Here is a 23,732-nt window from a genome sequence, read left to right as displayed (position 1 = left end):
AGAAACTTGGCAATTGTCACACAACCACGGTTATCCCATGACACAACAGCAAACCCCCTTGACTTACCGCGACGCAGGCGTCGATATTGATGCAGGTGACGAATTGGTCGATCGGATCAAGCCCTTAGCCGCAAAAACCATGCGTGAAGGCGTTTTAGCGGGGATTGGCGGCTTTGGCGCCCTGTTTGAAGTGCCTAAACGCTATAAAGAACCGGTGCTCGTCTCTGGTACTGACGGGGTTGGTACCAAGCTGAAGCTAGCCTTTGATTGGCAGTGCCATGATACGGTTGGTATCGATTTAGTGGCCATGAGTGTCAACGATATTCTGGTGCAAGGTGCTGAGCCTCTGTTTTTTCTCGATTATTTCGCTTGTGGCAAGCTATCAGTGGACGTGGCCGCCCAAGTCGTCGGTGGTATCGCCAAAGGTTGCGAACTGTCTGGCTGTGCACTGATTGGGGGCGAGACCGCTGAAATGCCTGGGATGTATCCTGATGGCGAGTACGACTTAGCAGGGTTTGCTGTCGGCGCGGTCGAAAAATCGAAAATCATCACTGGGAAGACGATTGCCCCTGGTGATGTCGTCTTGGGTCTGGCATCCAGTGGTGCGCATTCAAACGGCTATTCGCTGCTGCGAAAGGTGCTGCAGCGTGCAAATGCTGGGCCAGAGCAAGATTTTCATGGGCGGCCACTCAGAGAAGTGGTCATGGCACCCACTCGCTTGTATGTGAAATCCCTGCTGGCTGTGCTCGCAACCTATGGTGCATCCATCAAAGGCATGGCGCATATCACGGGCGGCGGTTTGCTGGATAACGTGCCGCGTATTTTGCAGCCAGGTCTGCAAGCACACCTGCATCGTGATGCGTGGCAGTTGCCTGCCCTGTTCGCCTGGTTGCAACAGCAGGGGGGCGTTGCAGACAGCGAGATGCATCGGGTGTTCAATTGCGGTGTCGGTATGGTCGTTGTGGTACCTGCCGAGCAAGCGAGCGAGATTAGTGCTGCGCTAAAAGCGCAAGGTGAAAGCGTTTATATGCTCGGTGAAATTCGTGAATGTGGGATCAATGACCCGCAGACCGTGGTTGTGTAGCGTTTTCGCGATCGCTTCGGTTTTCAGTGGTTGCCCCAGCAAATCGGGGCGAAGTACTGGCAATCCTCAGGGAAATCGCTAGGCTTTTAAATAATCGCATTCCTGCAAACAGACCGTTGTCTGCTATATCATCGTCTCTAAAATAAAAATACAGATAAAACAGAGAGACGGAGGCAGTACATGGAGTTTTCGCAGCTGATCAAGTCGCGTAAGAGTATTCGCGGGTACTTGAACAAGCCAGTCCCTCGCGAAGTGATTGACGAAATCATAGAGGTTGCCAAATGGTCGCCTTCCTCGATGAATACTCAGCCTTGGTACGTGCATGTCATTACTGGTGAACCGTTGAATCGGATTCGGCAGGGCAACACGCATAATATGCTGAGCGGGGTACCGGCTAAACGCGACTTCCCGATGAAAGAGGGCTATGAGGGGGTGCATCGTCAGCGTCAAGTTGGGATTGCTGTGCAGCTCTTCGAGGCAATGGGCATTGCTCGTGATGATAAAGAAAAGCGCACCGATTGGGTGATGCGCGGTTTTAGGCAGTTTGATGCACCCGTTTCTGTGGTGCTGACTTATGACAAATATCTTGAACCTGCCGCCATCAGTCAATTCGATTTGGGCGCACTTTCACACGCTATTGTCCTTGCCGCATGGGAGAGAGGTCTTGGCTGTGTGATTAATGGGCAGGGCATTATGCAATCGAGCGTGGTCCACGAGCATGCGGGTATCCCGGATGATCAGAGCATCATGATTTGTATCGCGATGGGTTATCCCGATGAAAATTTTGTGGCAAATCAAGTCAAGTCTGTGCGCGAAGCGAACGAGACCTTCGTTCGTTACGTCGGCTTTGATGCCTGATGCAGCCCATCCAGCGGATTGATGCCGTCTCGCAAAAGCGGCTTTGTTAGCGACATGAAAGGAGAACATGCACGATGCAAGCGGCGCCACAACTGAGTACGATTGTAGTGACTGTCAGACAAGCGGTGGCAGAGGTTCGTTTGAATCGGCCAGACTCGGCCAACGCCCTCAGCGAAGCGATGTGGCGAGAGTTACGAACGGCGATGCGCTGGGCTGATGAAACCCCTGAAATCAGGGTCGTCATCATCAGTGGGGCAGGCCGTCACTTTTGCTCGGGCATTGATCTTGGCATGTTGCAGCAAGTGAATGGGCGGGCATCGAGCAACGACCGAGCACGTCAGAGTGAAGCGTTGAGAAATAGAATCTTGTATCTACAAGATTGTTTCAACAGCGTTGAGCGTTGCCGAAAACCAGTGATTGCGGCGATACATGGTGCGTGCATCGGCGCTGGTGTCGATTTGATTACTTGTTGCGATATGCGTTATGCGTCGGCCGACGCTTATTTTTCGGTGCGAGAGATCGACGTTGGTATGACCGCTGATGTCGGTACTTTGCAGCGGTTGCCACGACTGATTCCAGACGGTATTGCGCGAGAACTTGTCTTCACGGGCAGAAAAGTGGATGCCCAAGAGTCACAAAAGATAGGCTTGGTTAATCGTGTTTACTCGTGCGCTGAAGAGATGCATGAAAACCTGACAGGTCTTGCTCAAACCATTGCAGCCAAATCACCCCTTGCCATTCGAGGAACGAAAGAAATGGTGAATTACGCAAGAGATCATTCAGTGGCAGATGGTCTGAATTACATCGCGACCTGGAACGCAGCCATGTTGGGGTCAGCAGATCGTGTTGAGGCCATGAGGGCGTTGCAAGAGAAGCGTCCCCCCGTGTTTGAAGACTAGGCTGATTTGATTAGAGTTGGATTTTCTCTGAGGAAGTTGACATGACAGCGCTGTACCCACATTTGCTTGCCCCGTTAGATCTGGGATTTACCACTCTGCGCAATCGCGTTCTGATGGGCTCTATGCACACTGGGTTGGAGGATATCCCGGACGCGCATGATCGCATGGCCGCTTTCTATGCGGAGCGCGCCAAAGGTGGCGTTGGCATGATTGTCACGGGTGGATACGGCCCCAACGCTGATGGGTCGGTGAAGGTCGCAAGCTCGCTCATGGATAACGAAATCGAAGCTGCCAAGCACAAAGTCATTACGCAGGCCGTGCATGAGCATGGCGCCAAGATATGTTTGCAGATTTTACACACGGGTCGCTATGCTCGAGGTGCATCACTGGTTGCGCCCTCGGCAATTAAGGCACCAATCAGTCGCAATCCCCCGCGCGAGATGACCGAAGACGATATTCATCGAACCATCGAAGACTTTGCCGTTTGTGCAGCCATGGCTCAATTTGCCGGCTATGACGGCGTCGAAATTATGGGATCTGAGGGTTATCTCATCAATCAGTTTTTAGCCAAGCGAACCAATCACCGCACCGACCAATGGGGTGGCGCTTATGAAAACAGGATGAAATTTGGCTTGTCAGTTATCCGCGCGGTTCGTGAGCGGGTTGGCGCTGACTTCATTATTGTATTTCGTCTATCCATGATTGATTTGGTCGAAGAGGGCAGTACTTGGGCAGAAGTCGTGCAATTTGCCAAAGAAGTCGAAAGGGCCGGGGTCACGATTATCAACACAGGGATTGGGTGGCACGAGGCCAGAGTACCTACCATTTACACGGCCGTGCCTCGTGCCGCCTTTAGTGACGTGACACACAGGTTGATGGGGCAGGTGGGCATACCGATCATTAGCTCTAATCGGATTAACGATCCCCAGACGGCTGAGGATATTCTTGCGGGTGGCAAAGCGGATATGATTTCGATGGCAAGACCATTTCTAGCGGATGCCGATTTTGTGAATAAAGCCGCAGCTGGACGCGCAGATGCAATCAATACTTGCATCGGCTGTAATCAAGCTTGTCTCGATCAGATTTTTAGTGGCCAATTAGCGTCATGTTTGGTGAATCCCTTTGCCTGTCATGAAACCGAGATCAAGCTCGTTGCGACAAGCACCCCTAAGCGCGTGGCGGTGGTAGGCGCGGGTGTGGCTGGTCTAGCGACCGCGACCACGCTTGCAGAACGCGGACATCAGGTGACGCTCTTTGAAGCGCTGGATCATGTGGGTGGTCAATTCAACTATGCCAAAGCGATACCAGGCAAAGATGACTTTAACGATACCCTGCGCTATTACACCACGAGGTTGAATGATCTGAACGTGACCGTGCACCTAGAGAAGCAGGTGACGATCGACGATCTGACAGAATTCGATCACGTTGCAGTGACAACGGGCGTCGTGCCACGAATCCCACCCATAGAAGGGATCACCGATTCGAAGGTGATGAGCTATCCGCAGGCCATTGAGCATCCTGAACGGGTTGGTAAGAGAGTCGCCATCATTGGTGCAGGCGGGATTGGGTTTGACGTCGCCGAACTGCTAACGCACTCAGTGACAGATGAGCCGCACTCGGCACTCGAGGGTTACCTAAAACAATGGGGTATCGATCTTCAGTATACGGAGACACGTGGTGGGTTGGTCGCCGAGCAGGTGCCTGTTTCACCGAGAGAGGTATTTTTATTGCAACGCAAAGCTAGCAAACTGGGAGAAAACCTCGCCAAGACGACGGGCTGGGCGAGACGCTTGCTCTTGCAAAAGCGCAACGTACACATGTTGGGTGGCGTTGAGTACTTAAAAATTGACGATGCCGGTTTTCACCTTCGGATCGATGGCGAAGAGAAATTGCTGCTGGTCGACACCATCGTGGTCTGTGCCGGACAGGAGTCAAAAACAGATCTTGTGCCTCATTTGCAGGCCAAGGGTATCCCGCATACCTTGATCGGCGGCGCAGCCGTTGCATTAGAACTCGACGCAAAGCGGGCAATCTGGCAAGCAACCGACTTCGCAATTCATTTGTAAATTTTTTTGCTGTCAACGACGTGAGTCAACAACCAAGCGGCTCGATAGACAAGGGGATACGATGGACAGACGAACGTTTACACAGGTAGGCTTCGGATCACTGATCTTGTCAGCGGTGGGTAGCGCCATTGGACAGCAGAATATTAAAAGCCTTGGTGGCTTTCCTGATCGACCCATCAAGTTGGTGGTGCCTTATCCGGCGGGTGGCGTGGTCGACGTGGTGATGCGGGCTGTCTCAGAACCACTTTCTTTTGATCTTGCCCAGCGCATTGTGGTCGAAAACCGTCCCGGCGCAGATGGTCGCATCGGCATTGACGCAGTGGCAAAGTCTCCAGCTGACGGTTATACCTTGCTCGCGGCAACCCCGATTCTTGCCGTGGGTGAATATTTAATGCCTGACATGGCAGGGCGTTCAAAAGAGTTTGCCGGGGTGTGTGCTTTTGCCGCCCCACCCTCCGTATTTGTTGTGAACAGCGCGGTGCCTGCGCATTCGTTGAAAGAGTTTATCGAGCTGGCAAAGAAGAGGCCCGGTTTTTACAATGCGGCCAATCCCAGTACCGGTAGCACGATGCATCTCGCCCAAGAGCTTTTCTTTGAAACCTCGGGGATTTCACTGACCAACGTGAATTACAAAGGGCAACCGCAATCGCTACCCGATCTCGGGCAGGGGACCGTTCATTTTGGGCTATTGTCGCAAGATTTAGCGATGACCTTGATTCAAACGGGTCGAGTGCGACCATTAGCCATGAATATGATTGCCAGGACGCGCACCCTTCCAGAGGTACCGACGGTTGCCGAGGCGGGTTATCCTGACATCCTCGTCAGAAGTTGGTACGGTGTGGCGGTGCACGCCTTAACGCCGCCACCGATTCGACAGTTTCTGGATGAACAGTTTCAACGGAATATGAAACAAGCTGCCGTTCGCGACAAGTTACAAGCCATGGAGTGCGAAATCTTAGGGCTTGATGGCACTCGCTTTGATGACTTGATTCAGCGCGAATCCAAGCGCTGGGGCGATCTGATTAAAACAAGAAATATTCACGTCTAGTCGTTAACCCATCTAGCTTTTCAATTTTCGCCGTGTTAGAACAGTAACTACCACCTCGTGGTAGTTGCGATTTGTTTGCAATTTGTTGCTCCAACTCAATGCCTGGGAGACGAATATGTACAAGAACATATTGCTTGCTTACGACGGCTCTGAAGCAGATCAAAATGCGCTGCTAGCGTGCAAAGAACTGGCCAACTGGAGTTCGGCCAATATTACGTTGCTATCCGTATCGACCAACAATTATCACGTGTCGATGGAAATCGTGGGAGGCTTTGTCACCCAAGATGACCTTGAACAAGATGAGAGTGCGCAACGAGAGATTCTTGATGCCGGTGTTCAACAGTTGCGGTCTGGCGGCTACACCGTATCAGGGGTATGTTTGCGTGGGGATCCTGCCTTTGAGATTGCGGAATTCGCCAAAAAAAATAACGCTGACCTGATTATTGTCGGCCATAAGCATCGAACCCACTGGGCAGCACGCTGGTGGGGTGGGGCAAGGTCTAAGGCGTTGATTGAGCTGTCTCACTGTAGCGTGTTGATCGTCATCCTCGATGAGGCGGATCAGTAAGGCTTTGTCCGCGCTTGTCAGGACTGTCAGTCACTCAACGAATTTTAAAAAGGGGGCAACCATGAAGACTATTACCCAATTTCTTGCAGATCGTTCAGAGCAAGTTTGGTCCGTCAAGCCTGACGATACGGTACTGGACGCGCTAAAACTGATGGCAGATAAAAATATTGGCGCCTTGTTAGTCATTTCGGATGAGCGGTTAGTTGGCATCTTTTCTGAGCGCGACTATGCTCGAAAGGTTGTGCTCATGGGCAAAAGCAGCAGTTCTTTGCTGATCCGGGAAATCATGACTACCAAGACCATTTCGATCACGCCAAATCATTCGATTGAGCAGTGCATGCAGATCATGTCTGATCACAAAATCCGCCATTTGCCGATATTGCGTGGTGATAGGGTCGTTGGCATGATTTCAATTGGTGATGTTGTTAAAGCCATGATAGAGACGCAAAAAATCATGATTGAGCAATTGCAACAGTACATCACCACTTGAGCAGCCCAGTTCAACAGAGCGAATGTCACCTGTCAGTGCTTTAGACCGCCTCGTTGCGTAACTGCATGAGTATTTGTTCTTTGACGTCGGTGACATCAAGCACTTTTTTGCCGGCCTTCGCATTGCATTGGGGGGTTCTTGGGCAGTTGTTGCTACGAGGGCAAATAATTCTCGCTGGTTCATCCAAAGCATCCTCAATCCACGCGATACTGAGAATGTGCGCAACGGATCGGATTGCCTTGGCGAACTGTCCGCTTAGGGTTAACTGCCCCCCTTTCTTTCTGCAAGCCTCGCCGAGCGCTTGAATCATGTCCTGGCCGCCCAGCTGATTAGAAATCAAGGCTGGGCCAAGATCTACCCCAACAGACAAGACATGAGGCACCCCTGCAATGTCCTTGGTGTGTAGGGTATGACAGCAATAGAGTTGCCATTCCCCATTTTCATGAATCACTGACAATTGCGAGGACGAGGCTTTTACCGGGCGTTCGCTCATTCGAAACACGGCCCAGTTTGGACAAGGGTCTTTCGCTTCTGTCATGTTGCCCCATGGCAGAGGGATGCCGTTGCCCCGATAGACGGCTCTGAAGGTGCCTGCGGCAGTCGCATCAAAAAAATGCCAATGCGGATAGGACGAGACTTTGGTCATCCTGCGCATGACGACGGCAGGGGTGAGCGCTAACTTATCGCCGGCACTCACCCGATACTTCTCCCGCGATAAAAATCGGCGAAACGGGATTCTCGGGCACAGCAAGGCACCAGCAAAGAAACTGCACTCAAAATCCCGCCAGGCCCGTAAGATATCGTTAGCATCCAACGTGGTGTGCAGCGACGAACCACTATCTGGGCTTTCTCCGAACTCACCGCCCGAAGCGTGCACTGACTTCAGGCCGTCGCCACCGTGCAAGATTTTGTGACCTAAATGGGAGGCGAGATCAAACTTCAATCTAGCGGGGCTCGCCTCTAATTGTTGGTTGAGATAGATGGTGCCGGGTGCGTCATAAAACGAGCGTATGACACTACGCAACTTCTGGTCTTTATCGCGTGTTAATAGCGGTTGACGATCGAACCAGCGGATTTGTAAACCGTTTTTTTTGCATAACTGCATTAGATCATCGACATCTAAGGGAAACTCTCTGCCCCCCACCTTTTCAGCGGCGCGTTCAAGCAAGGGATAGTCATTATGCGAGGTCTCTTGATGCGATCGAATCAAGAGATGAGCGAACTGTCGTCCAGTGGTGCCTGTTTGGGATAGCAGCTCGGGGATGGTGGATTGCAATATATCTTTGGTGAATAAAAACGCTGGTTCGAAGGGGATCTTGGTCTCAGTGCGCACGGTGGAGTCGGGCGCATGAGTCGCTTTGGCTTGGTGATCGAAAAACCAGTCAACCGGACGCTGAAACACCTCGGCGATCAATTGAAGTACTTCGTTCGAAGGGGTGCGTTGACCACTTTCGATCATGCTCAGATAAGACGTTGAGGGCGCTTGCTGGGCATCAATTTCAGTGCAACGAGCCGATAGCTCATCGAGTGTCAGGCGGTTTTCTTTACGCAGTGATCGCAGCTTGGATCCCAGAAAATGATTGTTGCGATTGATCTGTCCCATGCTTTATCTACCTAGCCGTTGTAAATATTTCTATGTAAAAAATTTGTGAAACTGATTCTGTAAATATTTGTAAAAATTAATTTGTGAAATTCACAATGTCAAATTTTATTATATTTTATTCACAAGAAAATTACTTTAATGTTGACTCATGGATTTTTTAACTGGAGATAGTCATGATGCGTAAACACACAGCAGCAATTGAAGCAATCAAAGAAGACTGGGCTGAAAATCCTCGCTGGAGAGGCGTTACAAGGTCTTACAGTGCCGAAGACGTTTTCCGTTTGCGCGGTTCGGTGACGGTTGAACATACCCTCGCACATAAAGGGGCAGACAAATTGTGGCGTCTCTTGCATGAAAGACCCTACGTCAATACGTTGGGGGCTTTAACAGGCAATCAGGCGATGCAACAAGTGAAGGCAGGTCTCGAGGCTATTTATTTGTCTGGTTGGCAAGTGGCAGCAGATAACAATGATTCGGGTCAGATGTATCCGGATCAATCGTTGTACGCCGCATCGAGTGTGCCGACGGTCGTGCGACGGATCAACAATGCGCTGATGCGCGCAGATCAGCTGCACCACGCTGAAGGTGACAGCAGTGTCGATTGGTTTGCTCCCATCGTTGCAGACGCTGAATCCGGATTTGGTGGGGTTTTAAATGCGCATGAGTTAATGAAGGCCATGATCACGGCAGGCGCGGCGGGCGTTCATTTTGAAGATCAACTTTCTTCTGTCAAAAAGTGTGGGCATATGGGCGGCAAAGTGCTTGTTCCGACCACAGAGGCTGTTCAAAAGTTAACGGCTGCGCGTTTGGCCGCAGACATCATGGGCGTGCCAACTATTTTGCTGGCCCGCACTGATGCAGAAGCCGCCACCTTGGTGACCAGTGATATTGACGAGAACGACAAGCCGTTTTTAACGGGCGAACGATCTAGTGAAGGATTCTTTCGCGTGAACAATGGGATCGATCAGGCCATTTCGCGCGGAATTGCCTACGCTGCTGTTGCTGATATGGTCTGGTGTGAAACCGGTACGCCCGACCTTGGCTTTGCCCGAAAGTTTGCTGAAGCCGTGCATAAAGTACATCCCGGCAAACTACTTGCGTATAACTGTTCTCCGTCGTTTAACTGGAAGCGCCATCTCGACGATGCAACGATTGCCAAGTTTCAGCGTGAACTGGGGGCGATGGGCTATAAGTTTCAATTCATTACCCTCGCAGGATTTCATTCGCTGAACTATGGCATGTTCGAGCTTGCTCGCCAATATGCCAAAGAAGGCATGGCTGCCTACGCCCCGTTGCAGCAGGCCGAGTTTGCAGCTGAGCGACATGGCTATACAGCCACCAGACATCAGCGCGAGGTCGGTACGGGCTATTTTGACGCCGTGACACAGGCGATTCAGGGCGGGGCGTCGTCAGTGACTGCCTTGACTGGTTCGACGGAAGAAGAACAGTTTCATGATGCACCAACCCTTGAAATGGTGGCGGCATAAACGTACAGCGTTAAAGTAATTCACTGATCAAGTGAATGACGTCCGCGGTCGCATTCGTCGCCAAGCAATTGACGACTTTGCGATCCGGTAAGCTGCGTAACCAGGTCAGTTGGCGTTTCGCCAATTGGCGAGTTGCTGCGATGGCTGCCTCGCGCGCTGCGGCCATGTCTAGTTGACCTGCCAAGACAGCCCAAGTTTGTCGATAGCCAACACAGCGGATCGACGGCATGTCAGGGTTCAAGTCCTGACGGTTGAACAAGGCCTCAACCTCAGTCATAAGCCCCCTGTCGAGCATCTGGTCAAAGCGCTTTTCTATATTCTGATGTAACCGTGCTCGATTGTCTGGCTCAAGACTGATGGTCACGGTCGGGATGGCGGGATCCCCTGGCCTGTCTTTGCCAAGCAGCGCTGACATGGGCTGCCCGGTGATCATAAAAATTTCAAGCGCTCGGCCAATCCGTTGACTGTCATTGGGGGCTAGCCTGTCTGCAGTAGGTGGGTCAATTGCCCTGAGTCGCTGGTGCAAGTGAGGCCAACCGACGGTTTTTGCATCGCGTTCGAGCTGCTGTCTGATGTTTTGATCGGCTTGCGGCAAATCGTTGAGCCCGTCACGCAATGCTTTGAAATAGAGCATTGTGCCGCCAACGAGCAACGGCAGACGATTGCGAGCCCGAATCTCGGCAACGCAGGCAAGCGCGTCCTGTCTAAAGGCGGCAGCTGAGTAGGTTTCTGAAGGGTCGCGGATATCCAGCAAATGGTGTTTGTAGGTCGCTCGTTCAGCCGCATCGGGCTTGGCCGTGCCAATATCCATCCCTCGGTAAATCGTGGCTGAATCAACGTTGATAATTTCCGTGGGCCAACGATCCGCGATGGCGCGCGCTATCGCACTTTTGCCAGAAGCGGTGGGTCCCGCCAAACAAATCAAAGGCCCAGTAGCGATAGGCACCGTCATTGCCCGCGCAAGAACAGCTTGTCCAAGTCAGAGACGGACCAATGCACCCAGGTGGGTCGGCCGTGATTGCATTGATCTGCTCTTTCGGTCTGTTCCATTTGTCGCAACAGTGCGTTCATTTCTTCTATCGTCAATTGCCGGTTGGCTCTAACTGCACCGTGGCAAGCCATGGTTGCCAGCAGGGTATTGCGCTGTTCGGTCATCAGTTCGCTTGCGCCGACGTGCTCCATATCGCGCAAGACACCGCGAGCGAGCGCTTCAAGGTCACCCCGAGCCAGCATGGCAGGTACCGCACGAAGTGTCATCGACTGAGGGCCAGCAGCAGATAGGTCGAAGCCCAAGGCGAGCAGCGCATCCTGATGTTCGGCCGCCAGCGCAAGTTCTTTTTCGGTCACTCTGAATACCACTGGCACCAATAGCACTTGTTGCGGCAACGTCTGTGCATCCAAAGCGGTCTTTAATTGCTCGTAGACGACTCGCTCATGCGCGGCGTGCATATCGATTAGTGCAAGGCCTTGTGACGTCTGGGACAAAATATAAATGCCATGCACCTGTGCCACGGCGCGGCCCAGAGGCCAAGTGACGGGTTCTTCATTCAATGGTTGGTAGAAGGGTTTCCAGACCCCGGGGTTCAACTGATGGGGTCGGGGTGCCTGACCTTCGCGCCACTGAAGAGACTGCTGGGCGACGGGGCGCCAAGACGATTGAGGCTGCTGAGGGGCAAAGCCTTCGGTCAGCGCCGCAGTGGGTTCACCGGCCAGCGGGTGATGGGCAGTTGCACTGAAATCCGCGGCAACAGATGCTTGTCCCTCGGGTGCGAAGGGTTGGGACGAGGCAGCCGTCCCAGATAACGCTTGTTTCAACGCAGACTGAACAAACCGATAGACCGCACCACTATCGCGAAAGCGTACTTCGTGTTTGGCTGGGTGAACGTTAACGTCCACGGCGGTGGGGTCTATCTGCAAAAATAGGACATAAGCGGGCTGACGGTCGCCATGTAAGACGTCGGCATAAGCGCTTCTAATGGCATGTGATACTGTCCTGTCTTTGACATGCCGGCCGTTAACATAAAGAAATTGACGATCGGGTCTTGCGCGTGACGCGGTTGGTTTTGTAATCACGCCTAAGAGTGAAACAAGACCACCGTGAACGTTGATCTCGATCCCGTGCTCGTTAAACTCCTCGCCCAAGACATCGCTGACTCGAGCCAATGAGGATTTGGGTAGCCATTGCCGGACAGCCCGGTCTTGATGAAAAACCCTGAAACCTACTTCTGGAAACGCCAGCGCAATTCGCTCGATGGCATCAATGCAGTGGCCAAATTCCGTTTGTTCAGCACGTAAGAATTTACGCCTTGCGGGGACCTGATCAAACAAATAGCGAACATCGATCGTAGTACCTAGTGCGCCTGCGGCAGGCACAGCTGCTTGATCCCCTGGTTGCAGTGACCACGCGTGTTCGGCCTCTCTGGTTCGCGACGTGATGGTGAGTTGTGAGACGGCCGCAATAGACGCTAAGGCTTCGCCTCGGAAACCCATGGATTGAACAGCTTCAAGGTCGGCGAGTGACACAATCTTGCTTGTGGCATGTCGTGTGAGTGCCAGTGAAAGTTCATCAGCGGGGATGCCAGCCCCGTCGTCAATGACGGCAATTCTGCGGATGCCACCCGCTTCAAGCCGGATTTCGACAGATTGTGAACCGGCATCGATCGAGTTTTCGACAAGCTCTTTAAGAACGGAAGCAGGTCGTTCAATGACTTCCCCAGCTGCGATCTGGCTGATAAGCAAATCGGGTAATTGAGAGATCGGTCGACGCATGGGGCTCTACAAATTCAGTGAAGCACCCATTTTAGGACGATGCGACATTTTCGTCCCGACCCGTCTGGCTGGGACAGGGTTAGCCGATGGTCGCCAGGTGTGGGTTGGCAACATAAAAGCGCTGAATACCACCGACAAGCGCGAGTGCAAATTTGTCTTGATCCGCGCTGTTACGCAACATGCGTTCTTCGTCAGGGTTGCTGATGAAGGCGGTTTCAACCAAAATCGACGGGATGTCAGGGGCCTTTAACACGGCAAATCCAGCGCGTTCAACAGATGATTTGTGCAGTCGGTAAACGTTTTTCAGTTCACCCAGCACACTGTCACCCACTTTTAATGAGTCATTGATTTGCGCAGTCGTCGACAGATCGAGTAGTACCTGTGCAACCTGAGGGTTTTGCGTCCCCAGATTGACACCGCCGATGAGATCGGCGGCGTTTTCCTTGTCCGCCAACCAGCGGGCTGCAGAGCTTGACGCACCGCCCGAAGACAGTGCATAGACAGAGCTGCCCCCCAATGTTGGTTTAACCCAAGCGTCAGCATGGATGGACATAAAGAGGTCGGCTTTGATTCGACGAGCCTTTTCGACGCGGACATTGAGGGGCACAAAGTAGTCACCGTCACGCGTCAGGTAAGCACGCATCCCCGGTGTTGCGTCAATCCGTGCCTTGAGTTTGAGGGCGATGGCTAAGACCACGTCTTTTTCACGGGTACCGCCACCTCCGATAGCGCCAGGGTCTTCACCACCATGACCAGGGTCAATCGCGATGGTCAGCGTTTTGCGACGCCCGGACTTGCTGCTCGTGTCTGCACCTGTGTTCGGTGACACGGGCGGTGGATTCATTGCAATCGCTGGCGGCGCAACGTTTGACTGCTGCTTGCCAATGTCTTCAAGAATTTTGGCCAGTGGATCTTCTTCGGTTTTTATCGGCCGATTTTTGAGCATGGCGACCAGTGGGTCTTGGGCCGATTTCGGATAGAAGTCGAGGACCAAACGATATTGGTAGTCCCCGACAGGTTTGAGCGTGAACACCTGGGGTGCAATCGCTTGCTTTAAGTCAAACACGAGCCTAACGACCCCTGGTCTATTTTGCGCAACTCTCAACATGCTGATGTTGGGGTCGTCAGACTTTACTTTTCTGACCAACTCGTTCAAGCCCGGGCTCATGTCGAGGCCCTGAATATCCACCACAATTCTGTGAGGATTTTCGAGCACAAAATGTTCAGCCTTGAGCTCACTATCCAATTCAAGCGTGACCCGCGTGTATTCGCTGGCAGGCCAGGTTCTAACTGCCAAGAGCTTTGAGGCCTTGGCGATTTGTGGGATAACGGGCAGTAACAGAAGGGTCGTCGCACTCAGCAGTCTACGCCGTGCAGGATTCGTCACTCGACTCGGCGCGGATCTAGATAGGACGTCAGATTGGTGAGCCATGCGACCCCCTTTTGTGTCTGAGCCGTGAGGCTGGCAGTACGGCCATCCCCAGCGTAAGTGAGTGTGATGTGCAGATCTGGTGCCCCAAGTAACTCGCTCGCGCGTTCAGGCCATTCAATCAGCACCAAAGCGTTATTAGTAAAAATATCTTTAAAACCAGCGTCTAACCATTCGTTAGGATCGCTAAATCTATAAAAATCAAGATGATACAAGTATAAGCTAGAAACTTTATAAGATTCAACTAAAGCATAACTTGGGCTCTTGATTCTGCCAGTGACGCCGCAGGTTCTGAGCAATGCACGGACCAATGCGGTTTTACCAGCACCTAGTTCTCCTTTGAGATGAATACGGCCTCCGGCTAAAGGCCCAGGATGAAAGCGACCGTCTTGTGACGTCTTCAGGTCAGCGGCCAAGTGAGCAAGCGCTTGCCCCAACTGGTCAGTTGCGGCTTCATTGTTGAGTGCTAGCGTGAGCGTTGTCGATTTCAATTGAGTGGTCACATCACTGGCTTAGGATCAGCCAAAGTGGGATGGTAATCGCAGAGAGTGCAGTGCCGATTGAAATGATCAGCCCAGCTAGATTGGCGTCGCCTCCCATTCGCGCAGCCAGCACGTATGCCGCTGTGGCGGGTGGCATTGACGCAAAAACGATCAGCATTTGCCTCTTGGTTGGATCCAGTGCAAACGCGAGGCTGATGACCCAAGCAGCAAGGGGCAACATCAATAATTTTACCGCTAGCATCCAAGCCACCAAACCATTGTTGTGAGAACTGCCCTGCCACCTGAGACTGGCCCCGACGCAAAGTGTGCCTAAGGGGATGGCGGCGGAGCCAATCCGGCCAAGTGAAATCTCAAGCGGGGAGGGCAAATGCAGTTGGGCAAAGTTCCCTATCAGGCCCAGCAAGGTGGATAAGAGCAGCGGATTGCGGAGTAGAGCTCCCCATATGTTTGCCCGGTGATGCCGAGCGAGTGGATAGACCGCAGCGAGGTTCACCACGGGGACGGAAAATCCAACGATTAATGCCATCAATGTTTGTCCTTTGGGCCCGGCAAGGGTCAGGGCGAGCGCCAGAGCAATATAGGTGTTGAACCGGTAGGCGCACTGAGCGGCAGAGGCTTGTGCCAAGGCTTCAGATCGAAAAAATGGTGCCAAGAGCCAGGACAGCAGGACGCCGATGAGGCAGAGCAGTACCGCGGCTAAAAAAAGATCCGTGGCACCACTGCCGCGGATCGGTGCCCTCAACACCGATTGAAAGAGCAGCGCAGGGAACAAAACAAAATAAACAAGCTTCTCTAACCCGGTAAAAAACTCGCGCGCAAAGCCGAACTTTCGGTTGAGTAACCAGCCAAAGGAGATAATCAGGAAGTCGGGTAGGACCAGCAGGGCGATGGACATTTTGCAGATTCAGACTGATGTTTCAAATCGTTATTTGGTGTGCGTTAGACATCACCAATGCTACTATTCTCGGCTATATCGTGAGGAGTACGCATGAAGAACGTTACCAAGATTTTTGCTGCTGCGTCGGCATTAGCTAGCTTCGCCTCTTTTTCGCCGGCCATGGGTGCTGACAACGCTGCCCAGAATTATCCCAATAAACCTATTCGAGTGATCGTGCCATTTGCTGCAGGTGGTTCGGCCGATATCATTGGGCGGTTGGTATCACAGCGCATGTCGCAAGAACTTGGTCAACCGGTCGTGGTTGAGAACAAAGCGGGTGCGGGGGGGGCTATTGGTGCCGCTGAAGGCGCTCATGCCAAACCTGACGGTTACACACTGACCGTCGCAACGGTGTCGACGATGGCGGTGTTGCCCGCTTGTCGTCCTAAAGATTTACCGTATAACCCGCTTAAAGATTACGCACCGATCACGAATTTTGCCAATACCGCAAATGTCATCGAAGTGACCAATAAGTTTCCCGCCAAGGATTTCAAAGGTTTGGTCGAAGAGCTGAAGAAAAATCCCGGCAAATACTCCTACGGTAGCTCGGGTATTTGCAGCATCTTGCACTTGTTCGGCGAGTCGTTCAAATTAGCGACCGAGACAGATATTGTTCATGTCCCTTACAAAGGTGCTGGCCCAGCGGTAGCCGATGCCGTGGGCGGCCAAGTACAAATCATGTTTGACAACCTGCCTTCATCGATCGCACAAATCCAGGGTGGTAAGTTGCGTCCCATTGCGGTCGCTTGGGATAAGCGGTTGGACAACTTAAAAGATGTGCCAACCCTGGCCGAAGTCGGATATCCTCAGCTGAATCAGGCGGTTTGGTATGGCTTAGTCGCACCAGCAGGCACGCCTAAAGCGATTATCGCCAAGTTGAATGCCGCAGCGGCAGCAGCATTGAAAGATCCGAATGTCATCAAAATTCTAGATGAGCAAGGGTCTTCTCCGTCTGGCAACACGCCAGAAGAGTTTGCGAAAGAGATCAAAGCTCAGAACGATTGGGCCAAAGATGTCGTTGTTAAGCAAAAGATAGAGCTACAGTGATTGGCTAAGCTTGAATCCGAGGCCATCACTGCGTTCATCGACGCGGTATGGCTAGAAGATGGCCTGTCAGCGAATACGTTGGCGGCCTATCGACAGGATTTGTCAGGGTTTGATGAATGGCTGCGGCGTGAGCGCAATGGTCATCTTGATCAGGCCGTTGGTGCTGATATTGAGGCGTGGTTCGCTGCTAAACATGCCCAAACCAAAGCCAGTACCGCCAATCGCCGTTTGGCGACCCTCAGGCGGTATTACTTGTGGGCAATCCGTCAACAGCGAGTCAGTGTAGATCCGTGTCTGCAACTGGTTGCTGCTCGTCAGCCGCTGAGAGTCCCCAAAACGCTTTCAGAGGCGCAAGTTGAAGCCCTGTTAATGCAGCCGCCTGTCCATGTAGCTCGGGGCTTACGTGATCGAGCGATGTTAGAAGTGCTCTATGCGACAGGCTTGCGAGTCTCTGAGTTAGTGGGCATTGCCGTGCTCGATATCAGTCTCTCTGACGGGGTGCTGCGTGTTGTGCAGGGTAAAGGGGGCAAAGATCGCTTGGTACCGTTGGGCGCAGAGGCTGCCCATTGGGTCACGACGTACCTTAAGGATGCACGTCCGCAATTGTTGGGGCAAAGGCTTTGTCCAGCCTTGTTTGTCACCGCGCGTGCCGCACCGATGACCCGGCAGTCTTTCTGGTTACTCATCAAAAAATATGCTGTTATGGCGGGTATTCATGCGCCGTTGTCTCCGCATATTTTGCGCCACGCTTTTGCTACCCATTTGTTAAACCACGGTGCCGATTTGCGCGTCGTGCAAATGCTGTTGGGTCATGCCGATATATCGACGACTCAGATTTACACCCACGTGGCACGCGAGAGACTCAAAAGTCTGCACGCGGCGCACCATCCCAGAGGTTGATGTTAAATGGGTTCACAGGACTGGATTGACCAGACTTGTTAAACTGCCACCTGGTTTACCGCCGTAACTCAGTGGATAGAGTACCTTCCTCCTAAGAAGGGAGTCACACGTTCGATTCGTGTCGGCGGTACCAACACTTGCCCAGCATGCGAAGCTGGTCTATAAGATGATACCGTTATCATCGAAGCCAAGTATCACATGCAGCCTAACGACCCGATCAAGCGTTCACGTCGCAACTCTGGTGCGGTTACCGTCAGGGATGTTGCCAAAATTGCTGGCGTGGCACCCATTACCGTGTCAAGAGCGATCAATCAGCCCGGCTCAGTGTCTGCAGAACTTTTGCGACGCGTACAAGAGGCAGTCGACAAAACAGGTTACGTACCCAACCTGATGGCGGGCAGTTTGTCGTCCTCGAAAAGCAAACTCATCGCGGCTGTTATTCCCAGTACAGTCTTTTCAGTCTTTACCGAGACCATCGAAAGTTTGAACAATGCCCTGTTTGATGCAGGCTATCAATTGATGTTGGGTCAATCGCAATATCTTGCGAGTCGAGAGGAGGCTCTGCTTGGTGCGGTGATTGGTCGCCGACCTGATGGGATATTTCTCACGGGCATTATGCAACCCAGCAATGCTCGCAAACGCTTGCTCGCCTGTGCCATCCCCGTCGTTGAAACCTGGGATTTGACGCCCACGCCCATCGATATGCTGATCGGCTTTTCACACACGGACATCGGTCGTGCGGTTGCGGATTACTTTGTCAGCAGAGGGTATCAACGCTTTGCTGCGGTGCGTGCTTCGGATGACCGCGCTGCTCGAAGAATTTCAGCATTTGTCGAGCGTTCTGAACAGCTAGGGTTAGCGCCAGTTAGCGTCATTAACGTAGGGTCGGAAAGAACCCTGACCAGAGGGCGTCAAGCGCTGATTGAAATACTTGAAAGCCCAGGCACGGTTGACGCTGTTTTTTGCAGTTCCGACCTCTTGGCCTTGGGCGTGTTGACCGAAGCTCAGACAAGAAATATCCCCATACCCGACGGTCTTGCGGTGATGGGTTTTGGCGGTGTGCCTATCATCGAAAATATGATCCCGGCGTTATCAACCGTGCAAATTAATTCGACCAAGATTGGTGCACTGGCAGCCGAGTACTTGATTGCAAGGGCAGAGGCGCGTGCGGTGGCAGCGCCCATCGTTGATGTCGGGTTTTCGATTCACCAACGAGACACCACCTAGACGGTTTTTCAATCAGTGAAATAAGGGTAATTACTCATTAATTTGAAATTGACAACTCGTACTTGGTACCGCTACCATTTGTTTGGTACCGGTACCATAATCATCGATCTATCGAAAATTCAATGAATCCTCAACATCTCAAAACCATTGTTTCAAGCGGCCTGCTGTCCTTTCCGGTAACGGATTTCGATGCGGCCGGGAATTTCAACGCGAATGGCTATGCAGCACGGCTTGAATGGTTAGCGCCTTACGGTGCAACCGCATTGTTCGCGGCAGGTGGGACGGGTGAATTTTTTTCCCTGACCCGAGAAGAGTATCCCGAGATCATTAAGACAGCGGTGCAAACCTGTCAAGGTAAAGTCCCCATCATCGCTGGCGTTGGCGGTCCCACCCGCTTCGCCATTCAGTGTGCCCAAGAAGCAGAGCGGTTAGGTGCTCATGGCATATTGTTGTTACCTCACTATCTGACCGAGGCAGGGCAAGACGGTTTGATCGCGCACGTTGAGGCGGTCTGTCAGAGTGTTCAGTTTGGCGTGATTGTTTACAACCGCAACGTTTGCAAGCTGACCCCTGACTCGCTAGCAATCCTTGCAGATCGCTGTCCAAATCTGATCGGTTTTAAAGATGGTGTTGGCGACATAGAAATGATGTCGTCCATCTACATGCGCATGGGAGATCGCTTCTCATATCTTGGCGGTCTACCCACAGCAGAGGTCTATGCAGCAGCCTACAAAGCCCTGGGCACACCAGTCTATTCTTCGGCGGTCTTTAATTTCATCCCCAAGACCGCAATGGCGTTCTATCACGCTGTTGCAAATGATGACATGGCAACGCAACATCATCTACTGCGTGAATTCTTTATGCCCTATCTAGCGATCAGAAACCGAGTGCCTGGCTATGCCGTCAGTATTGTCAAGGCTGGTGCTAAGCTAGTTGGCCATGATGCAGGGCCGGTCAGGGCACCACTGACAAATTTGAATGCAAATGAAATGGATGATCTAGCTGCTCTCATCCAGAAGCTCGGAGCTCAGTAATATGATCAAAACACATCATCGTATCCTGATGACAGGCGCCGCAGGTGGCCTAGGCCGTGAACTTCGCCTTCGCCTCAAAGCAAACTGTGATGTGTTGAGGCTTTCGGATAGGGTAGCTGTCGGGCCCGCCGAAACCTCAGAGGAAATCACCCAGGGTGACTTGGCAGATTCGGTCTTTGTCAGGGAGATCGTCAAAGAGGTCGATGCTGTCGTGCACCTTGGTGGCGTGTCGGTTGAAGGCCCTTTCGGCCCTATTTTGCAAGCAAATATTTTAGGCTTGTACAACCTGTACGAATCCTGCCGACTAGAAGGCGTGAGTCGTATTGTGTTTGCCAGTTCCAATCATGTGACCGGCTTTTACGAACAAAGCGAAACCATTACCCCCGCCCATGCGCCTAAGCCCGATAGCCTCTACGGGGTCAGCAAAGCCTTCGGTGAGGATCTGTCTCGCTTCTATTTTGATCGATACGGCATTGAGACGGTGTGTATTCGAATCGGCTCGTCTTTTGCGAAACCCAAAGATAGAAGAATGCTCGCAACTTGGCTGAGCTTTAACGATCTGCATCGTTTGATTGGGGCTTGTCTGAGTGCGCCTGTCGTTGGACATTCGATCGTTTACGGTGTCTCTAACAATTCAGTGTCCTGGTGGGACAACAGTTGCGCCAAGCATCTTGGATTTGTGCCGCAAGACTCAGCTGATGTCTTTGCAGAAGAAACGTTTGCTGCAACAGTCGCGCCAGATGTCACTGATCCAACTGTTAAATATCAGGGTGGTGGGTACGTAGTCTTAGGGCCGCAAGGCTTCATTGAAAACTGATTTTCAAGTGAATAACGACAAAAGGGGATGCAACATGCAATTCAAACAGACAAAAACAACGCAAATCGTCTTAGCAGCAGTGCTCGTGTTGAGCGCAACGACCTCGATGGCACGTGTGTTCCGATCCGCGGACGTTCATGCCAAGGACTTTCCGACTAACCTGGCAGTCGCCCACATGGGGGAAGATCTCTCAGCAGCTACCGGTGGCAAGGACAGCATCAAAGTATTCGGTGATAGCGCGCTTGGCTCTGAGAAAGACACCATTGAACAGGTAAAGATTGGTGCCTTGGACATGGTTCGCGTGAGTTCAGCAGCCTTCAATGGCATCGTTCAAGAATCGTACATCCCCTCACTGCCATTTCTCTTCAGAGACATTAATCACCTGCGGGCCACCATGTACGGCCCACAAGGCGAAAAGATTCTGGCCGCGTTTGAAAAAGCAGGCTTTGTTGGTCTAGCGTTTTACGAAAGCGGTGCGCGTTCAATTTACGCTAAGAAGCCCATCAAATCTGTCGCCGACACCAAGGGGATGAAAATCCGAGTGATCCCCTCCGACCTGATGGTTGGTTTGGTCAGTGCCATGGGGGCATCACCAACCCCCATGCCCTACGCAGAGGTCTACACCGGATTAAAGACGGGGCTACTCGATGCCGCCGAAAATAATTATCCCTCCTACGACGAAGCCAAGCATTTTGAATCCGCGCCGGTTTATTCTGAGACCATGCACGTCATGACGCCAGAAGTGTTGGTTTTTTCTAAGAAAGTCTGGGATACCCTAACACCCGAGGAACAGACCGCCCTTCGTAAAACTGCAAAAGCTTCTGTCCCGTATTACGTGCAACTTTGGGAAGCCAAAGAAAAAGCGGCTAAAGCGGCGGTTCTCAAAGGAGGGGCCACCATTGTTCCCGCAGCAGACATTGATCGCAGCAGTTTTGTAGAAGTCGAAAAGCCTGTTTGGGATAAGTTCGCGACGACGCCTGAATTGAAAGCGCTCGTGCAAGAAATCGTCAACGCAAAGTAAGACGAATCACAAAACCTCGTTGGTCAAACGTAAGGCCGGTTCGAAGCCGGCCTTGCGCACTGGTAATCAAGGCGGATCCTACTCATGCATCACCTAAATCAGCTAAACGCGAGACTATCTCGCTATTCTCTTTATCTAGCTTGCGTTTGCTTGACTTGCTTGTTGTTAGTGGTCGTGTATGGAGTTGTCATGCGCTATGTCTTCAATGATGCGCCGCCCTATGTCGAGCAAGTCGCGCTATTGCTTGTCATTTCAGTTGCCATGTTCGGCGCAGCTTCAGGTGTCAGAGATGCTGGGCATATCGGTCTGGATTCTGTGGTTAGCCTGTTGCCTCCAAAAGCACAACGTTGGTGTTCCCTCCTTGTTTACCTTTTGACGATGTGTTTTGCGATTGCCCTGTTCGCTGGTGGCTATGAAATGGCAGCTTCTACCATGGCGACAACGATACCCACTCTCGGTCTTTCAGAAGCCTGGCGCTACGTTCCGGTGATCCTTGCCGGTGTGCTCATCAACCTATTTAGCGTTGAGCATATTGTGGCCTTGCTACGTTTTGAAAAGGTTACCCCATCATGGCACTAACGGTTTTGTGTATCAGCTTTCTGGTATTTCTCGTCCTGGGTGTCCCCGTGGCATTTGCGATCGGTCTGAGTTGTTTGGCAACCTTCTACGTAGAAGGTTTGCCCTTCGAGACAGCCATTCAAATGATGACGTCCGGGATGAATGTCTTTAGCTTTTTAGCGATTCCATTCTTTATCTTCTCGGGCGAACTCATGTTGCATGGCGGGATCGCCGATAAGATCGTGAACTTTGCCAGAAGCCTGGTCGGCCACTGGCGAGGGGGTTTAGGCCTAGCTAACGTGTTTGCTTGCACGTTGTTTGGCGGTGTTTCTGGGTCGCCCGTTGCTGACACCTCGGCGATGGGTGGTGTGATGATCCCAATCATGAAGCGAGAGGGTTACAGCGCCGCCTACGCTGTCAATGTGACCACACATGCGTCGCTCTCTGGCGCGCTCATGCCAACGTCACACAATATGATTATTTATGCCTTCGCCGCTCAAGCAGCGACTGGAACGATAGCCGGGCATTTCATCAAGGGTGTCTCAATTGGTGACTTGATGTTCGCTGGCTTGATTCCCGTTTTCTGGATCATGGTCTGCATGCTGGTTGCTGCCTATTGGCAAGCGGTCAAACATGGTTATCCCAGACAGGCCGATGGCACCACCCTCGTCGAGAAATTTCCCGGATGGGATAGCGTATTGAGATTTTTCGTGGCTTCGATGCCGGGACTTGGCGTCGTGGTGATTATTCTGGTCTGTATTTTGAAAGGCGTGGCGACGGCCACTGAGGCGGCTGCTATCGCTGTGACTTATGCGCTGTTTCTCACGGTGACCGTCTATCGCACGATGACAGTTGACAAGCTGCTGAGGTCTTTGTCCAAGGCATCCAAGACGACAGGGGTCATTTTGTTACTGATCGGTGTGTCGAATATGCTGCGCTATCAGATGGCATATTTGGAAATACCCGACGTCATTGAACAAGCGCTATTGAGTGCAACGCACGAGCCTTGGCTCATGCTTCTGTACATCAACATTATTCAAATATTCTTGGGCATTTTTCTGGATATGGCTGCGCATATCCTGATCACAACTCCCCTGTTCTTGCCGCTTGCGATTCAAATGGGGGTGGGGCCCGTGCAGTTCGGGATGATGTTGTTGCTCAATTGTGCCCTTGGCTTGGTGCATCCGCCGGTTGGGTCCGTGCAGTTTATTGGTTGTGCGATTGGTAAGATATCAATCGGCGAGGCAACCAAGTCTGCGTGGCCGTATTATTTAGCCATTTTTGTGGCAATCACGTTGGTGACCTACGTGCCTTCGTTCTCGACCTGGCTGCCTACCCTGATCACCGGTCACACGGTCTTGTAATCAGCGTATCCGTAAATGAGCGA

The 23,732-nt window shown here is 52.1% G+C and carries 22 protein-coding genes and 1 tRNA gene; 17 read left to right on the top strand and 6 right to left on the bottom strand.

The genetic code is table 11. The features are described 5' to 3' along the window. Positions 1-37 precede the first annotated feature (37 nt). From purM to AC1W8Y_RS01140, 7 genes are all read left to right on the top strand, one after another. Positions 38-1,084: a phosphoribosylformylglycinamidine cyclo-ligase gene (gene purM, locus AC1W8Y_RS01170; RefSeq protein ID WP_482012613.1), complete on the top strand. Its 1,047-nt coding sequence runs from the start codon at positions 38-40 to the stop codon at positions 1,082-1,084. A 180-nt stretch (positions 1,085-1,264) separates the two neighbouring features. Further along, positions 1,265-1,942 (top strand): nitroreductase, encoded by a 678-nt coding sequence (locus AC1W8Y_RS01165; RefSeq protein ID WP_482012612.1) that lies wholly within the window; start codon positions 1,265-1,267, stop codon positions 1,940-1,942. 74 nt (positions 1,943-2,016) lie between these two features. Beyond that, complete coding sequence (locus AC1W8Y_RS01160; protein WP_482012611.1) at positions 2,017-2,841, top strand: crotonase/enoyl-CoA hydratase family protein; 825 nt, start codon at positions 2,017-2,019, stop codon at positions 2,839-2,841. A gap of 41 nt (positions 2,842-2,882) precedes the next feature. After that, a complete protein-coding gene (locus AC1W8Y_RS01155; RefSeq protein WP_482012610.1) occupies positions 2,883-4,907 on the top strand; it encodes an FAD-dependent oxidoreductase in 2,025 nt (674 codons plus the stop codon). A gap of 61 nt (positions 4,908-4,968) precedes the next feature. Continuing rightward, positions 4,969-5,955 carry a Bug family tripartite tricarboxylate transporter substrate binding protein gene (locus AC1W8Y_RS01150; protein ID WP_482012609.1) on the top strand — a complete coding sequence of 329 codons (987 nt, stop codon included), beginning with the start codon at positions 4,969-4,971 and terminating at the stop codon, positions 5,953-5,955. Positions 5,956-6,070: 115 nt separating this feature from the next. After that, positions 6,071-6,523 (top strand): universal stress protein, encoded by a 453-nt coding sequence (locus AC1W8Y_RS01145; RefSeq protein WP_482012608.1) that lies wholly within the window; start codon positions 6,071-6,073, stop codon positions 6,521-6,523. Positions 6,524-6,584: 61 nt separating this feature from the next. Next, a complete protein-coding gene (locus AC1W8Y_RS01140) occupies positions 6,585-7,013 on the top strand; it encodes a CBS domain-containing protein (protein ID WP_482012607.1) in 429 nt (142 codons plus the stop codon). Between the two features lie 40 nt (positions 7,014-7,053). Here AC1W8Y_RS01140 and AC1W8Y_RS01135 read toward each other — a convergent pair whose 3' ends face one another. Beyond that, a complete protein-coding gene (locus AC1W8Y_RS01135) occupies positions 7,054-8,616 on the bottom strand; it encodes a DUF3612 domain-containing protein (protein ID WP_482012606.1) in 1,563 nt (520 codons plus the stop codon). Between the two features lie 176 nt (positions 8,617-8,792). Here AC1W8Y_RS01135 and aceA point away from each other — a divergent pair, with 176 nt between their 5' ends. Continuing rightward, positions 8,793-10,103, top strand: coding sequence for an isocitrate lyase (gene aceA / locus AC1W8Y_RS01130; protein ID WP_482012657.1), 1,311 nt, complete (start codon positions 8,793-8,795; stop codon positions 10,101-10,103). Positions 10,104-10,113: 10 nt separating this feature from the next. Here aceA and miaA read toward each other — a convergent pair whose 3' ends face one another. The 5 genes from miaA to AC1W8Y_RS01105 form a co-directional block, all read right to left on the bottom strand. Further along, on the bottom strand, positions 10,114-11,043 hold the full coding sequence (miaA, locus tag AC1W8Y_RS01125; protein ID WP_482012656.1) for a tRNA (adenosine(37)-N6)-dimethylallyltransferase MiaA: 930 nt from the start codon (positions 11,041-11,043) through the stop codon (positions 10,114-10,116). An 8-nt stretch (positions 11,044-11,051) separates the two neighbouring features. Next, positions 11,052-12,872 carry a DNA mismatch repair endonuclease MutL gene (gene mutL / locus AC1W8Y_RS01120; RefSeq protein ID WP_482012605.1) on the bottom strand — a complete coding sequence of 607 codons (1,821 nt, stop codon included), beginning with the start codon at positions 12,870-12,872 and terminating at the stop codon, positions 11,052-11,054. 79 nt (positions 12,873-12,951) lie between these two features. Continuing rightward, the gene (locus AC1W8Y_RS01115) at positions 12,952-14,304 is read right to left on the bottom strand and encodes an N-acetylmuramoyl-L-alanine amidase (RefSeq protein ID WP_482012604.1); all 1,353 of its coding nucleotides are present in this window, start codon (positions 14,302-14,304) and stop codon (positions 12,952-12,954) included. Next, entirely contained in the window at positions 14,256-14,804 is a 549-nt protein-coding gene (gene tsaE, locus AC1W8Y_RS01110) for a tRNA (adenosine(37)-N6)-threonylcarbamoyltransferase complex ATPase subunit type 1 TsaE (RefSeq protein ID WP_482012603.1), read from the bottom strand. The genes AC1W8Y_RS01115 and tsaE overlap by 49 nt, the downstream gene beginning before the upstream one ends. A gap of 1 nt (position 14,805) precedes the next feature. Then, entirely contained in the window at positions 14,806-15,699 is an 894-nt protein-coding gene (locus tag AC1W8Y_RS01105; RefSeq protein WP_482012602.1) for an AEC family transporter, read from the bottom strand. 162 nt (positions 15,700-15,861) lie between these two features. Between AC1W8Y_RS01105 and AC1W8Y_RS01100 the strand changes: the two genes are divergently transcribed. The 9 genes from AC1W8Y_RS01100 (at position 15,862) to AC1W8Y_RS01060 (ending at position 23,709) form a co-directional block, all read left to right on the top strand. Beyond that, complete coding sequence (locus AC1W8Y_RS01100; protein WP_482012655.1) at positions 15,862-16,788, top strand: tripartite tricarboxylate transporter substrate binding protein BugE; 927 nt, start codon at positions 15,862-15,864, stop codon at positions 16,786-16,788. Beyond that, complete coding sequence (gene xerD / locus AC1W8Y_RS01095; protein ID WP_482012601.1) at positions 16,789-17,688, top strand: site-specific tyrosine recombinase XerD; 900 nt, start codon at positions 16,789-16,791, stop codon at positions 17,686-17,688. 57 nt (positions 17,689-17,745) lie between these two features. After that, a tRNA-Arg gene (locus AC1W8Y_RS01090) sits at positions 17,746-17,821 on the top strand. A gap of 65 nt (positions 17,822-17,886) precedes the next feature. Next, positions 17,887-18,915, top strand: coding sequence for a substrate-binding domain-containing protein (locus tag AC1W8Y_RS01085; protein ID WP_482012600.1), 1,029 nt, complete (start codon positions 17,887-17,889; stop codon positions 18,913-18,915). Between the two features lie 122 nt (positions 18,916-19,037). Further along, positions 19,038-19,949 carry a 5-dehydro-4-deoxyglucarate dehydratase gene (gene kdgD, locus AC1W8Y_RS01080; RefSeq protein ID WP_482012599.1) on the top strand — a complete coding sequence of 304 codons (912 nt, stop codon included), beginning with the start codon at positions 19,038-19,040 and terminating at the stop codon, positions 19,947-19,949. A 1-nt stretch (position 19,950) separates the two neighbouring features. Further along, on the top strand, positions 19,951-20,766 hold the full coding sequence (locus tag AC1W8Y_RS01075; RefSeq protein WP_482012598.1) for an NAD-dependent epimerase/dehydratase family protein: 816 nt from the start codon (positions 19,951-19,953) through the stop codon (positions 20,764-20,766). Positions 20,767-20,800: 34 nt separating this feature from the next. Beyond that, a complete protein-coding gene (locus AC1W8Y_RS01070) occupies positions 20,801-21,787 on the top strand; it encodes a TRAP transporter substrate-binding protein (RefSeq protein ID WP_482012597.1) in 987 nt (328 codons plus the stop codon). An 84-nt stretch (positions 21,788-21,871) separates the two neighbouring features. Further along, positions 21,872-22,366, top strand: a complete 495-nt coding sequence (locus AC1W8Y_RS01065) for a TRAP transporter small permease (protein ID WP_482012596.1) — start codon at positions 21,872-21,874, stop codon at positions 22,364-22,366. Beyond that, positions 22,357-23,709: a TRAP transporter large permease gene (locus AC1W8Y_RS01060; RefSeq protein WP_482012595.1), complete on the top strand. Its 1,353-nt coding sequence runs from the start codon at positions 22,357-22,359 to the stop codon at positions 23,707-23,709. The genes AC1W8Y_RS01065 and AC1W8Y_RS01060 overlap by 10 nt, the downstream gene beginning before the upstream one ends. Positions 23,710-23,732: the final 23 nt, after the last annotated feature.

This window comes from Jezberella sp., assembly GCF_964834465.1.
This window is presented reverse-complemented; position numbering and strand designations above follow the sequence as displayed.